The following is a 14,222-nucleotide window of genomic DNA, read 5'->3' on the forward strand; positions in this document are numbered from 1 at the left end:
ACGCATGGCGGGTATCCAGCGCCGAACTTCCGTAGCCGGCCACTTTCGGACATTCGATGTCACCGGGTCGATCGTTGACAACTGGCGGTCGAAAGGTACTTGGTGGCCCGAACGCGGTTGAGATATTGGTACTGGTAGGGGCTGAGAACATCATTCCACGTGGGCACTCGTTCTTCTTGCCAGAAAGCGGTTCGATTTCGTCGCCAGTTCGCCGGCACGGTACTACGGTCACTATGAGCGTCGAGCAAGGGGCGGACAGCAGCGACCGAGCGACGTTTTCGCAGATACCGCTACCGTGGTGCACAAAAAATGACGTTTGGTCTAGCAACTAGTGTCATGCGGATGACCGTTTCGCGAGTCGATGGTCGACCGCATCGGGCAGCAGTCGGCCGTGAACAGCCATTCGACACGCCGGCTTGCATCGTCGACAATTCTGCGCAGCGACCGCGCCCAATTGCCATCTAAAAATCTATCGCGCCATGCATGTCACGTACAACATATTCCTTGCGGTAGCAGTTTTATTTGTTGCAGTGCTTCGAGCGATTCGCTGGCGAAGTGCAAAGGCGCGGGGTTTGAGTCCAGCGCAATTCGCGCTGGAGAACGGTGGTTCAGCACAGAAACTCCGAGCAACAGGTAACCAGCTGCGGTGGCTTGCTAGGATCTTGTTCATTTTCCCATTCGTGCTGGGAGTAGGATTGGTAATCCACCCGAAATCCCCGGGGAGTCTACTTGCGGCCGAGTTCGCGGCCTTCGTGATCATCTTTGGGGTTCTTGGGCTTCTTTTCCGGTGGGTCGCAAGAAAAAATGAGGCGCTAGCGCGTGAGATAGAAATGCTTCCCTGAACATGGGTGCCTGAAGTGCGCCGGTAAGGGCGTAGCCTTTAGCGGTTACCGTCGATCAGATCGTTCAGCAGCGCATCGAACGCGGCCTGTGCGTCTTCAAGTTCCTGCAGGGCGGCATCAAAGGTTTGCAGCGCGAACGGCGAAGGCTCGCCGCTGCCTTGCGGCGGAAATTGCTTCTGCATCGAGGCGAACGTACTCTGCACGCGCAGCGTGGCGGCCACCATGCGCTCCATCGCCTGGGTTTCTTCGGCTCGGGCCTGTTCCGGATTCATTCCACTCTCCTTGGATGGTTTTCTTGAAGACCAGATCGTACACGCTGTGTCCGTTCTTGCCCGCCCTTGGCAGAACGACTCCGTTGAAGGTTCCAACGGCACGCTGCGCGAGAAGCGATTTAATCGGGAATGATTCCGCAGTCGCGCCGAGGCCAAGATACTCATCGAGCGTGGCTACAAAATCCCGCCGCAGGTCACAACGATTGGCCGCTTTGGATGAATCTGAAGGGCCGTTCAGGGTCGATTTCTGCCGACCGCGTCGGGCAGTAGCCGGCCAGGAACGGTCAGTCGGCACTGTCGCTCAGATTGTTGACAATCCGATGCAAGAAGCAGTGACGATTGAAACGAGTCGTGATTCTCTCCGCCTACACGTCTCAGTGCTATCGGCGCACGCGAAAACAGCCTAACTCGTCATCTTCGAACTTTGATACGTCGAAGAGATCAGCGACGGTCGTCTTCTATCAGTGTCAAGGTGCGCCGTTCCTCGTGTCATTAAACTGGGTTTTCTGGGCTTATGCGACTGGTATGAAGTTGCCGGCTTCGTCCAAAAATCCGCACGTCATTAAAATCCAATCTGCGACCTGAGGCGCCCATGTCGGAATCTCGGAAGCGACACGCGACGCGATCTGCTCGTTTTCCGACACGAACACGATCATGTAGTTTGAAAAAACCTCTCCCATTTGACGCAATTTTAGAGCGCGCTGATAACAATCAACTACGCGTTTACCCACCCCTAACGGTCGACCAAGCTTTACGTCGACCAAGGTATTGCCGTTGGCGGACTTCACTTCAAAGTCCGCTCCATGCTGCTTTACGACGACCGTCCCTTCTCCACGCTTCGCTAACCAGTTGTACACCGCTCGCTCGGCCTCGAACCCAAATCTTTGGGCATTTTGCGCACTCACGGCCAAGGTCTTCTGCTCTTCCTTTACTTCTTGCACGACCGATTTTTTGGCACCGAATAGCTCAAGAAAATCGCCCATATCAAGCAGTCTGAAGGTTTTGCCACCAGACGCGCGCCGATATTCATCGATTAACTCATGCCGGACCATAAGCGGTTGATTCTCGCTGCGATGCCACCAATCTGCTTTTTCTTCACCACAAACAAAAATCGCGTGTTTGCTTCGCTTCATTGCAACTTGAAGGATAGTTTTCCAGATGAGTAAGTCGCCTATCCCGCCATCATCTTTCGCGCCGTCCTTGTAGCCGGGAGGTATCTTGTTTTCGTAACGAAACGCAGACTCCTTACTGACGGCTGCGGTAGCTTCCGGTTCCAGTTTCACAATTTCGCCGGCACGGAAAATCTTTGCGTATGCCTGTCTTACCGGATCATCGTGGTGCCAATCCTGGATCAAGCTCACGAGTTTGCCCAATTTTTGCTGAAAATTCTTTACTTGATCGACGAGTTCTTTTCTGGCATTTAGAAATTCAGTATATTCCGCCACGTTTTCGAGGACCGGATAGCTTTCAACCGGAACATTAAGATTCCGTTGCCGAGAGAGTTTTTGGAAAACTTCTTTAAGGCGGTCAGGAGAGTTCTTAAGAAACTCTTGCATCACCCGGGCCGGAATCACCAATCGCCCCTGTTCGATAAGATCGGAGTAGATTCTTACGATGTCTACGAGACTGTTCTTACCAGTGTTATACGGTAGAAGCAGGACGTTGGTGTCCAAGAACACGATTGCGTCTTCTTTCATCTGGCCGATCGAGGCAGGCTGAAACGAAATCGCATCGGCAGGATCGGGGTAGATGAAATCTAGCAGTCCATCAGCGGCGCCGGTCGTACTCGGCGTTGCCCCTTCAGGGGCTGCAATTGCTTTTTTTGACATTCGAGTTAGCCGGCCTCACTGTTGAATTTACCTTTCTAAACCTCTTACCCTGCTGGTGAGATGTTACTACACGATTTCACTGCCTTAAGCGCGTCTCGTCCGCTTTAAAGAATCACCACCGTCCGCTTCGGGTCGGTAACGGCCCTTCGCTGAAAGGGCAGGCGTAGGTCTCGGCGTAGGTTTGTGATATGTGCGTTGTCAGATAAGGCACAGGTACTGCTGCATCATTGGAGTGACAGTTGCAGGTGCCGCTGCGGGTTGCGTGCTCATGTGATCGGGAAAAGTTGCTTTGGCTGTCCGAGTTTACCAGCGGCCCCGCCCGGCAAGTGCGAAGTACACCTTTTGGCCGGTTGCCGGAGATCACGACCGGCGGCTGCCGGCTGCGGATTCAACCCGTCGATGCAACGAATTGATGAAAGCGCTCAGCCGGTGTATCGATGGCGTGGTTTTTTCGCTTTCGCATCCATCGTCACTGTACGCATCGACAACACCGACGATCGCACGCACCCGCATCGCGTCGCGGGTCTGCCGCCTGTCAGCTGTTGTTGCGTACAGTGGAATCGGCCTTCAAACCCGGTATGGATCTAATCGAACTTGTATCGGGCCCGGTGGCGTGCCAGGAAGGTTTTGTTTCCGTGTGTGACCTTACGCAGTGCCGCATACCGGTCGAGCGCGAGGACCTGTTGGTCGCGCTGGGACAGCTTCGGTCCGACCAACAGGCCACCGTCCTGGTCGAACGAAATCAGCCCCTTGTCGAATAGCCGATCTATATGTGGAGCGAGCAGCAACCCGTTGTCAGGATCGATCCTCTCGTCGTTCGTGCTGAGGCTCCAAGCATGGATGTGAGACGCGACCAGAAGATCAGTATTTGCCAGGCCCGTGAGCGAACATTGGTTGTTCCATCTCTTGAGTAAATCTGCTCGAAATTTTCCTTGACCAACACGGGCTTTCACGATCGTATCGCGGGTCGTCTTGGATACCTTCTTTCCGTTTCCACCGTCGGATACTAGTGCTTCTTCGAAGCGATCGATCATCTGGGATGCCTCGAGCAGGTAGGCGCCGGCATCTTGCGGCATGTGCGCCATATAAATTTGCTTGAGGGTGCCAGTACTCGTAAACAGGGGCGGTGACGTGCGCTCGTCAAACCGCGACATGAACTCGCCCGAGACTTCGTCCCGAAGCATTGGGGTTTTCAGTTCGGTCAGTTGGACATCGACGCGATGCCCGCCGGCATTCCATTCGGAGAAGGAGCGGCTGGGAGGCCTCGGAGCGGAGTACGAGTCCTTGACCGCCCTGGCGATATGAGAAATGCGTTGACTGTGGCAGCAAAAGACTACGTCGCCAGCCTTGACCTTCGCAACGTTGTCCCAGTGCTCCAGGTGCTGCTCTTTCCCCGATTGCGTGACGGTATGGTCTGGCGCCCAGAGGAAATTGCCGCTGAGAACCTCATTGATCGTCAGTCCGACGTTTACCCAGTAGAACTCCATTGCCCCGTAGCCCAGATTGTTGTGTTCGTGAGACGTTACCTTTCTTTATTCGGGAGTGGAAGGGGGGCAGATCAGGATCCGCGAATGCCAATGTGCGTGCTTGCTTGGACACTGCTAGCGGCTCTGTTCAGAACACATAGGTAAGTGCTTGATTCTTATGGCGTCAAGATGCACACTCTGTCAGGTGAATTTTCGCCAGATTGTGCACTTAACCAATTGAAATCAAAAGAAAACACGCCGAATCGCCCAGCCTATTTGATCGATACGAACGTCATCAGCGAGATCAGGAAGGGCAAGCGAACCAACCGCGGCGTGCGCGCGTTCTTCAGGCAGGCCGAGGCCGACGCGAGCCCGCTTTACCTGTCGGTCGTGACGGTGGCCGAATTGCGGCGCGGCGTCGATCTGATCCGCCATCGCGGCGATCATCCACAGGCGTCGGCGCTCGAGGCATGGATGGCGACGATCCTGTCCGGCTATGCGCAGAACATCCTGCCGGTCGATATCGAGACCAGCCAGATGTGGGGCCATCTGCGCGTGCCCGATCCGACCCACGCACTCGACAAACTGATCGCGGCCACCGCGCTGATCAACGATCTCACGGTCGTCACACGCAATGTCGACGATTTCGCGCGCACCGGCGTCCGGCTACTGAACCCGTTCGATTGAACCGGATCACGTCAGCGCGGCAACCTGCCGCCGCTTCCCGCTTCCCGCTTCCTCCCGCACCGCACCCGTAGCCTGTTCCGCCGGGCTTGCGCACGCGCCCGCCGCGCGCCGAATATCCCGCTGGCTCTCGTCCCAACAGACGATGTGACGCCATCCCCGACCGGCCAGAATCCTTTCACGAACAACGGATTCTGAACCTGGAGGAGGCCGACATGATCGATGTCCGTGCGCTCGGCTACGTCGTCGTCGAGGCGACCCGCGTCGATGCGTGGCGCCGCTACGCGGAAGACGTGCTGGGCATGCAGGCGCTCGACGCGCCCGACGGCGCGCTGTACCTGAAGATGGACGAGCGCGATTTCCGCTACGTGATCGTCCCCGGCTCGACCGACCGCTATTTCGCGTCGGGCTGGGAACTGCCCGACGGCGCCGCGTTCGACGCTGCGCTGGCGGCATTGCGGCAGGCGGGCGTCGAAGCCGTGCGTGCCACGCGCGACGAAGCCGCGCTGCGCCGCGTGCAGGCGATGGCGTGGTGCACCGACCCGTCCGGCAACCGGCACGAGCTGTACTGGGGCCCGCGCTGCGACTTCCGTCGCTTCGTGTCGCCGCTGGGCGTTGCGCGTTTCGTCACCGGCGACATGGGGCTCGGCCACGCGGTGCTGCCCGCACCGCAGTTCGACGCGACCGATGCATTCGTGCGCGGCGTGCTCGGCTTCGAGCTGTCCGACATCTACCGCGTGAAGTTCACGCCCGATCCGGCCGAACCGGAAAAACGCATCCATTTCATGCACTGCCGCAACGCACGCCATCACAGCCTCGCGCTGTTCGAGATGGCCGTGCCGTCGGGTTGCGTGCACGTGATGGCTGAAGTCGATTCGATGGACGAAGTGGGCCGCGCGCTGGATCGCGTGGGCGCGCACGACGTGAAGATGTCCGCGACGCTCGGCCGCCACTGCAACGACCAGATGATTTCTTTCTACATGAAGACCCCCGGCGGCTTCGATCTCGAATACGGCTTCGGCGGCCTCACGGTCGACTGGTCGAAGCACGCGGTGTTCGAGGCCACCAAGGTGAGCCAGTGGGGCCACGATTTCAGCATCGGATACCGGTAAGCCAGCACGATGACGATGAAACCTCTCGACAAAACGATGTCCGCGCGCGACGTGGTCGCGCAACTCGCCGACGGCATGACGATCGGCATCGGCGGATGGGGGCCGCGGCGCAAGCCGATGGCGCTGGTGCGCGAAATCGCGCGCTCGAACCTGAAGGACCTGACGATCGTCGCCTACGGCGGTGCCGATGTCGGGCTGCTGTGCGCGGCGGCCAAGGTACGCAAGGTGGTGTTCGGTTTCGTGTCGCTCGACGTGATCCCGCTCGAGCCGCAATTCCGTCGTGCGCGTGAACAGGGCCGCATCGACGTGCTGGAGCTCGACGAAGGGATGTTGCAGCTCGGCCTGCGCGCGGCCGCCGCGCGACTGCCGTTCCTGCCGACCCGTGCCGGGCTCGGCACCGCGCTGCTCGATCACGCGCCGCAATTGCGCACGGTGCAATCGCCGTACGACGACGGCGAAACGCTGCTCGCGATGCCGGCGATCGAACTCGACGTCGCGCTGCTGCACGTGAACGCGGCCGACCGGATGGGCAACACGCGCATCGACGGTCCCGATCCGTTCTTCGATGCGTGGATGGCACGCGCCGCGCAGCGTTGTTACGTGTCGGCGGAAACGGTCGACGCGTCGCTCGCGAGCGAAGACCTCGACGCCGCCAAACGCAATCCGTTCGAGCGCTCGCTCGTCACGGGCGTCGTGCATGCGCAGGGCGGCGCACACCCGACGTCGTGCGGGCCGGCCTACGGCTGGGACCTGCCGCACCTGCGCGCGTACTGCGCGAGCGCGGAAGACGATGCGAAGACGGTGGCATACCTGCGCGACGTGGTCGGCCAGGACGAACGCCAGTACCTCGAAGGTGTCGGCGGGTTGTCGCATGTGACGACGCTGCCGTTGCCGATTCTGTAAAGGAGCGCCTGTGAGCGAATCTCTCGACCATTCCCTCGCGGAACTGATGATCGTCGCGTCCGCGCGACTCTGGCGCGACGACGGCGAAGTGCTGGCGACCGGCATCGGCACGGGCCCGCGGCTCGCGGCCGGCCTCGCACGGCTCGCGTACAACAATGGGCTGATGCTGACCGACGGCGAAGCGTATCTCGTCGAGGAGCCGGTGCCGCTGGGGCCGCGTCCCGACGGCTATCGCGTGAAGGCGAGCGGCTGGATGACCTACGAACGCGTGTTCGACTGTCTGTGGCATGGCCGCCGCCATGCGCTCGTGATGCCGACGCAGATCGACCGTTTCGGCCAGGCCAACATCTCGTGGCTCGGCGACGACTACGCGCGTCCGAAAACCCAGCTGCTCGGCGCCCGCGGCTTCCCCGGCAACACGACAAACCACGCGAACTCGTTCTTCGTCAGCGGCCACGGGAAGCGCACGTTCGTCGGCGGCGAAGTCGACATGGTGTGCACGGTCGGCTACAACCCGGCGCGCCGGCTGCCCGGGATGAAGACCTTCGTCGACCTGCGCAGCATCGTCACCGATCTGTGCGTGATGGATTTCGGCGGCCCGGACCACGCGATCCGCGTGCGTTCGCTGCACCCGGGCGTGAGCTTCGACGAAGTGCAGGACGCGACGGGTTTCGCGCTGATCGCGGCGTCCGACATCGGCACGACGGCCCCGCCGAACGCGGAAGACCTGCGCATCGTGCGCGGGCTCGATCCGCACAACCTGCGCGCGACGATCGTGCGCAACAATCCGGCGCCGCGCCGGGGATGAGGTCTGACATGGAAGCGACCCAGATGACCTTTGGCGACGGTGTCGTCGATTACGCGGTCGAGGACGGCATCGCGACGATCACGATGAACCGCCCCGAGTATCACAACGCGCAGAACTCGAAGATGACGTATGCGCTCGACGCGGCGTTCCGGCGCGCGGCGCACGACGACGCGGTGAAGGCGATCGTGCTCGCGGGGGCCGGCAAGCATTTCTCGGCGGGCCACGACATCGGCACGCCGGGCCGCGACATCCACGAGTCGTTCGACCGCGCGTCGCTGTGGTACGACCACGTCGACAAGGAAGGCGGCGAATTCCTCTATGCGCGCGAGCAGGAGGTGTACCTCGGGATGTGCCGGCGCTGGCGCGACCTGCCGAAGCCGACGATCGCGATGGTGCAGGGCGCGTGCATCGCAGGCGGGCTGATGCTCGCGTGGGTGTGCGACCTGATCGTCGCGTCGGAGGACGCGTTCTTCGCGGATCCGGTCGTGCGGATGGGGATTCCGGGCGTCGAGTATTTCGCGCATGCGTACGAGCTGAACCCGCGCATTGCGAAGGAATTCCTGTTCCTCGGTGAGCGGATGCCGGCCGAGCGCGCGTACCAGATGGGTATGGTCAATCGCGTGGTGCCGCGCGAGCGGCTGCGCGACGCGACCTACGCGATCGCCGCGAAGATCGCGACGATGCCGCGCCTCGGCCTCGCGCTGACCAAGCAGGCGCTGAACCACGTCGAGGAACTGCAGGGCAAGCGCGCGGCGATGGACGCGGCATTCGCGTGGCATCACTTCGCGCATGCGCACAACGAGCTCGTCAGCGGCGACCGCCTCGGCGGCTACGACGCGCGCAGCATGGCCAGCTCGCAGCGCCAGCCGAACGGCGCGGATCGCGGCGACGCGCCCGCACCGGCCGCCGTCAACGGAGCTGCCGCATGAGCACGACGCTTCAAGGCCCGCTGCATACGCCGCTGTGCGATCTGCTCGGCTGCCGTTACCCGATCGTGCAGACCGCGATGGGCTGGGTCGCCGACGCGCGGCTCGTCGCGGCGACCGCCAACGCGGGCGGCTTCGGCTTCCTGGCCGGCGCGACGCTCGAACCCGGGCAGGTCGAGGCCGAGATCCTGAAGGTGAAGTCGCTGACCGACAAGCCGTTCGGCATCAACTTCCACATGTTCCAGAAGAACGCCGCGCAGGTGGTCGATCTCGCGATCAAGCACCGGCTGCGCGCGGTCAGCTACGGCCGCGGGCCGGATGCGAAGACGATCCGCCGCTTCAAGGACGCCGGCATCGTCTGCATGCCGACCGTCGGCGCGCCGAAGCATGCCGCGAAGGCGGTCGAGCTCGGCGCGGACATCGTGACGGTGCAGGGCGCGGAAGGCGGCGGCCACACGGGCTCGGTGCCGACCACGCTGCTGCTGCCGAAGGTGCTCGACGCGGTGCGCGTGCCGGTGGTCGCGGCCGGCGGGTTCTTCGACGGGCGCGGGCTGGCCGCCGCGCTCGCATACGGCGCGGCCGGCATCGCGATGGGCACGCGCTTCCTGATGAGCGCCGAATCGCCGGTGCCGCGCGCGACGCTCGACCAGTACGTCGCGGTCGGCGACCCGGCACGCATCCGCGTGTCGGATGCGCTCGACGGGCTGCCGCAACGCATGATCGACAACCCGTATCTGCTGAAGCTCGAACGCTTCGGTCCGCTGCGCCGCACGCTGTTCGCGCTGAAGACGGCGGAAGCGTGGCGCCGCCAGAACGGGCTGCGTACGACTGAAATGCTGGGACTCGCGATCAAGGCGCTGCGCTCGCACGACTACACGGCGAGCCAGACGCTGATGGCGGCGAACGCGCCGTTCCTGATCCAGCGCGCGATCGTCGAGGGGCGACCGGACGAAGGCGTGCTGCCGAGCGGCCAGGCGGCCGCGATGATCGGCGCGATCGAATCGTGCGACGCGCTGATCGCCCGGATCGTCGCGGAAGCCGGCGAGCGGCTGGACGCGCTGGCCGCAATGCGCGGCGCAGCAGCGACACAGGCTGCGTGAAAAACATCACAGGGAGGCTTTGGAGATGACAACTTCCAATCAACCGGTCGGCGCGATGCCGTTCCGGATCGAGCGCGCCGACGGCATCGCCGAACTGGTGATCGCCCATCCGCCCGTCAATGCGCTCGACGCGCAGGGCTGGCACGCACTCTCCCGCGCGCTCGACGCGCTCGGCGAGGATGACGACGTCCGTGTGATCGTCGTGCGCGGCGAAGGCCGCGGTTTCTGCGCCGGCGTCGACATCAAGGAGCTGGCCGCGCATCCGGAGCGGATCGTGACGGTCAACGCGGGCAACTACGAGACGTTCCGCGCGGTGCACCGTAACCCGAAGCCGGTGATCGCGGCCGTGCACGGCTTCGTGCTCGGCGGCGGGATCGGCATCTGCGGCGCGGCGGACATCGTCGTCGCGGCCGATTGCGCGACCTTCGGCGTGCCCGAGATCGACCGCGGCGCGATGGGCGGCGGCGCGCACCTGCAGCGGCTGTTCGGCGTGCAGAAGGTGCGCACCATGTACTTCACCGGCGAGATGATCGACGCGGCCGAAGCGTACCGGCTCGGCGCGGTCGAGCAGGTCGTGACACGCGACGCGCTGCGCGACGCGGCGCTCGCGATCGCCCGCAAGATCGCGGAGAAGAGCCCGGCGATGGTGCGGCTCGCGAAGGAGGCGCTGAACGGCGTCGAGGACGGCGATCTCGAGGACAAGTACCGCTGGGAGCAGGGCTTCACGCTGCAGGCGTACATGACCAACGACTCGACGGAGGCGCGTGCCGCGTTCGTCGAGAAGCGCGACGCGCGGTTCGACGCGCAGGCCGAGGAGGCACGCGCATGAAACTGACCTATACGCCGCAACAGCAGGCGTTCCGCGCGGAAATCCGCGAATGGCTCGCCGCGCACGTGCCGCGCGAGCGGCTGCCGAGCTTCGATACCGAGGAAGGCTTCGCCGCGCACCGCGAATGGGAGCGCACGCTGCACTCGGGCCGCTGGAGCATGGTCACGTGGCCGCGCGAGCTGGGCGGGCGCGGCTGCGACCTGATCGAGTGGCTGATCTTCGAGGAAGAGTACTGGCGCGCCGACGCACCGATGCGCGTGAACCAGAACGGCATCTTCCTGCTCGGCCCGACGCTGATGGATTTCGGCACCGACGCGCAGAAGGCGCGCTTCCTGCCCGCGATGGCGGCGGGCGAGCACGTGTGGGCACAGGGCTGGTCGGAGCCGAACGCGGGCTCGGACATGGCCGCGATCCGCACGACGGCGATCCGTATCGGCGACGAATACGTGCTCAACGGCCAGAAGATCTGGTCGACCCGCGCGGTATGGGCCGACTGGCTGTTCGGGCTGTTCCGCAGCGATCCGGAATCGTCGCGTCACCACGGGCTCACGTTCCTGATGGTGCCGCTGTCGACGCCGGGCATCACGGTGCGGCCGATCCGCCAGCTGAACGGGCAGACGGGTTTCGCGGAAATCTTCTTCGACGACGTGCGCGTGCCGGTCGAGAACCGGCTCGCGGCCGAAGGCGCGGGCTGGCAGGTCGCGATGGCGACGGCCGGCTTCGAGCGCGGGCTGATGCTGCGTTCGCCGGCGCGTTTCCAGCGCACCGCGCAGGCGCTGCGCGACCTGTATCTCGCGCACCGCGACAGCGCGGACCGCGACCCGACGCTGCGCGAACGCGTGGTCTCCGCATGGATGGACGCGCAGGCCTACGCGCTGTCGACCTACGCAACCGCGAGCCGGCTGCTGAAGGGCGGCCATATCGGCGCGGAGTCGAGCACCAACAAGGTGTTCTGGTCGGAGCTCGACCTGCGCATGCACCAGACGGCGCTCGACATCCTCGGCGCACACGGCGAGGTCGTCCCGCAGACGGCTGCGCAGCACGCGACGCTCGGCCACTGGCTCGACGGCTTCCTGTTCGCGCAGGCCGGCCCGATCTACGCGGGCACCAACGAGATCCAGCGCAACATCGTCGCCGAACGGATGCTCGGCATGCCGCGCGCGTAAGCGCGCCGGCGACTCCCTCACTGAACGGACATCGTATGGATTTCGTATTCGATGAAGACCAGGAAGCGCTCGCGGACAGCGTGAAGCGCCTGCTGATGACCGAGATGACCCCGGAGCTGATTCGCGAGCTGTGGGCCACCCCGACAGGCCGCTCCGACGCGCTGTGGTCGCTGTTCGCGTCGCAGGGGCTGACCGCCGTGTCGGTGCCGGAAGCGCACGGCGGCCTCGGCCTGACCGAAGTGGAATGGGCGCTGCTCGCGCAGACCTACGGCTACTTCGGCAGCCCCGAGCCGCTGCTCGACACGGCGCTGGTGTCGGCCGGCGTGCTGGCGGGGCTGCCCGCCAGCGACTGGCGCGATGCGCTGCTGCGCGACATCGCCGAAGGGCGCTCGCGTGTCGCGCTCGTGCATTCGGTGAACCCGTATGCGGCCGACGTGCACGTCGCGCAGGCGCTGTTGTGCGAACACCGCGGTGAACTGCACCGCGTCGACCCCGCGCAGTGCGCGTGGCGTGCAGTCGACAGCGTCGACCCGTCGCGGCGCCTGTTCACGCTCGACTGGGAACCGTCGGCGGCCACCCGCATCGCCGGTGCCGACGATGCCGGGCCGCTGCTGAATCGCGCGCTCGACCACGGCGCGTTCGCGGTCGCCGCGCAGCTGCTCGGTCTCACGCAGCGCGTGCTCGACGTCGCGATCGACTACAGCGCGCAGCGCAAGCAGTTCGGCAAGGCGATCGGCTCGTACCAGGCGCTCAAGCACCTGCTCGCTGACGTGGCGATCCGCTACGAGTTCGCACGGCCGGTGCTCGCGCGCGCCGCGCAGGCGATCGCCGACGATCACCCGCAGCGCGCGGTGCTGGTGTCGCACGCGAAGCTCGCGGCGACGTCGGCCGCGCAACTGGCCGCGCGCCACACGATGCAGGTGCACGGCGCGATCGGCTACACGTGGGAGCTCGACCTGCAGATCTTCATGAAGCGGATCTGGGCGCTCTCCGGCAGCTGGGGCGACACCGCGTTCCACAAGGCCCGCGTGGCCGACGCGATCCTCGGCGACGCATTGCCGATCGGTCCCGCGCAGACCTTCGATTTCGAGGAAACCAATCAATGAAACAAGCCTATATCGTCGACGCGCTGCGCACGCCGACCGGCCGCCGCAAGGGCGGGCTCGCGCACGTGCATGCGGCCGACCTCGGCGGCTTCGTGCTGAAGACGCTCGTCGAGCGCAACGCGATTCCGGCCGATGAATACGACGACGTGGTGTTCGGCTGCGTCGACACGATCGGCCCGCTCGCGGGCAACATCGCGCGTACTTGCTGGCTCGCAGCCGGCCTGCCGTTGCAGGTGCCGGGCGTGACGGTCGATCGCCAGTGCGGCTCGTCGCAGCAGGCCGTGCATTTTGCCGCGCAGGCGGTGATGAGCGGCATGCAGGATGTGGTCGTCGCGGGTGGCGTGCAGACGATGACGCAGATCCCGATCTCGTCCGCGATGACCAGCGCGGCGCCGCTCGGCTTCAACGATCCGTTCTCCGGCAGCACCGGCTGGCGCGCGCGCTTCGGCGACGCGCCGGTGTCGCAGTTCGTCGCCGCGCAGCGGATCGCCGATCACTGGAACCTGTCGCGTGACGCGATGGAGCGCTATGCGCTGGAAAGCCACCGCCGCGCGGTCGCGGCGATCGAGGCCGGCCATTTCAAGCGGGAAATCGTGCCGCTCGAGGGCGTACTGCACGACGAGACGCCGCGCCCCGACACGTCGCTCGAAAAGATGGCGACGCTCGAACCGCTGATGCCCGGCGGCTCGCTGACGGCCGCCGTCGCGAGCCAGACCTGCGATGCGGCCGCCGCGCTGCTGATCGTGTCGGAGGACGCACTGAAGCGCTACGGGCTCACGCCGCGCGCGCGGATCCATCACCTGAGCGTGCTCGGCGACGATCCGCTGTGGATGCTCACCGCGCCGATCCCGGCGACCAAGGCGGCACTCAAGAAAAGCGGGCTCGACTGGTCGCAGATCGACGTCGTCGAGATGAACGAGGCGTTCGCGTCGGTCGCGCAGGCCTGGCTCGCCGACACGCGGTTCCCGCACGAAAAGACCAACCCCAACGGCGGCGGAATCGCGCTCGGCCATCCGCTCGGCGCGACCGGCGCACGGCTGATGACAACGCTGCTGCACGAACTGGAGCGCACCGGCGGTCGCTACGGGCTGCAGACGATGTGCGAAGGCGGCGGCCTCGCGAACGTCACGATCATCGAGCGCCTGTGAGCGCGTCACCTTCCACGATCTCTCGATCCAA

13 protein-coding genes are annotated in these 14,222 nt (G+C 64.1%); 10 read left to right on the forward strand and 3 right to left on the reverse strand.

The window, feature by feature from the left end; translation table 11 throughout:
- Nucleotides 1-880: 880 nt before the first annotated feature.
- The 3 genes from GEM_RS20185 to GEM_RS29230 all read right to left on the reverse strand — a co-directional run bounded on the left by GEM_RS20185 (nt 881) and on the right by GEM_RS29230 (nt 4,430).
- Nucleotides 881-1,114, reverse strand: coding sequence for a hypothetical protein (locus GEM_RS20185; RefSeq protein WP_011549124.1), 234 nt, complete (start codon nt 1,112-1,114; stop codon nt 881-883).
- Between the two features lie 512 nt (nt 1,115-1,626).
- The gene (locus GEM_RS20190; protein WP_148283873.1) at nt 1,627-2,943 is read right to left on the reverse strand and encodes a PIN domain-containing protein; all 1,317 of its coding nucleotides are present in this window, start codon (nt 2,941-2,943) and stop codon (nt 1,627-1,629) included.
- Nucleotides 2,944-3,527: 584 nt separating this feature from the next.
- On the reverse strand, nt 3,528-4,430 hold the full coding sequence (locus GEM_RS29230) for an HNH endonuclease (protein ID WP_014899236.1): 903 nt from the start codon (nt 4,428-4,430) through the stop codon (nt 3,528-3,530).
- Between the two features lie 255 nt (nt 4,431-4,685).
- Between GEM_RS29230 and GEM_RS20200 the strand changes: the two genes are divergently transcribed.
- The 10 genes from GEM_RS20200 (at nt 4,686) to GEM_RS20245 (ending at nt 14,191) form a co-directional block, all read left to right on the forward strand.
- Nucleotides 4,686-5,096, forward strand: coding sequence for a type II toxin-antitoxin system VapC family toxin (locus GEM_RS20200; RefSeq protein ID WP_041490766.1), 411 nt, complete (start codon nt 4,686-4,688; stop codon nt 5,094-5,096).
- A 212-nt stretch (nt 5,097-5,308) separates the two neighbouring features.
- Nucleotides 5,309-6,205, forward strand: coding sequence for a VOC family protein (locus tag GEM_RS20205; protein WP_014899238.1), 897 nt, complete (start codon nt 5,309-5,311; stop codon nt 6,203-6,205).
- Between the two features lie 9 nt (nt 6,206-6,214).
- Entirely contained in the window at nt 6,215-7,108 is an 894-nt protein-coding gene (locus GEM_RS20210) for a CoA transferase subunit A (protein ID WP_014899239.1), read from the forward strand.
- A gap of 10 nt (nt 7,109-7,118) precedes the next feature.
- Nucleotides 7,119-7,916: a CoA-transferase subunit beta gene (locus tag GEM_RS20215; RefSeq protein ID WP_014899240.1), complete on the forward strand. Its 798-nt coding sequence runs from the start codon at nt 7,119-7,121 to the stop codon at nt 7,914-7,916.
- An 8-nt stretch (nt 7,917-7,924) separates the two neighbouring features.
- A complete protein-coding gene (locus GEM_RS20220) occupies nt 7,925-8,845 on the forward strand; it encodes an enoyl-CoA hydratase (protein ID WP_014899241.1) in 921 nt (306 codons plus the stop codon).
- Nucleotides 8,842-9,942, forward strand: coding sequence for an NAD(P)H-dependent flavin oxidoreductase (locus tag GEM_RS20225; RefSeq protein ID WP_014899242.1), 1,101 nt, complete (start codon nt 8,842-8,844; stop codon nt 9,940-9,942). Before GEM_RS20220 ends, GEM_RS20225 begins: the two co-directional genes overlap by 4 nt.
- A gap of 25 nt (nt 9,943-9,967) precedes the next feature.
- Nucleotides 9,968-10,771: an enoyl-CoA hydratase family protein gene (locus GEM_RS20230; protein WP_014899243.1), complete on the forward strand. Its 804-nt coding sequence runs from the start codon at nt 9,968-9,970 to the stop codon at nt 10,769-10,771.
- The gene (locus tag GEM_RS20235) at nt 10,768-11,937 is read left to right on the forward strand and encodes an acyl-CoA dehydrogenase family protein (protein ID WP_014899244.1); all 1,170 of its coding nucleotides are present in this window, start codon (nt 10,768-10,770) and stop codon (nt 11,935-11,937) included. The genes GEM_RS20230 and GEM_RS20235 overlap by 4 nt, the downstream gene beginning before the upstream one ends.
- A 35-nt stretch (nt 11,938-11,972) precedes the next feature.
- Complete coding sequence (locus tag GEM_RS20240) at nt 11,973-13,043, forward strand: acyl-CoA dehydrogenase family protein (protein WP_014899245.1); 1,071 nt, start codon at nt 11,973-11,975, stop codon at nt 13,041-13,043.
- Nucleotides 13,040-14,191 carry an acetyl-CoA C-acetyltransferase gene (locus tag GEM_RS20245; RefSeq protein ID WP_014899246.1) on the forward strand — a complete coding sequence of 384 codons (1,152 nt, stop codon included), beginning with the start codon at nt 13,040-13,042 and terminating at the stop codon, nt 14,189-14,191. The genes GEM_RS20240 and GEM_RS20245 overlap by 4 nt, the downstream gene beginning before the upstream one ends.
- The last annotated feature ends 31 nt before the right edge of the window (nt 14,192-14,222 follow it).

The sequence above is a fragment of the Burkholderia cepacia GG4 genome (genome assembly GCF_000292915.1).
Taxonomy (GTDB): Bacteria; Pseudomonadota; Gammaproteobacteria; order Burkholderiales; family Burkholderiaceae; genus Burkholderia; species Burkholderia cepacia_D.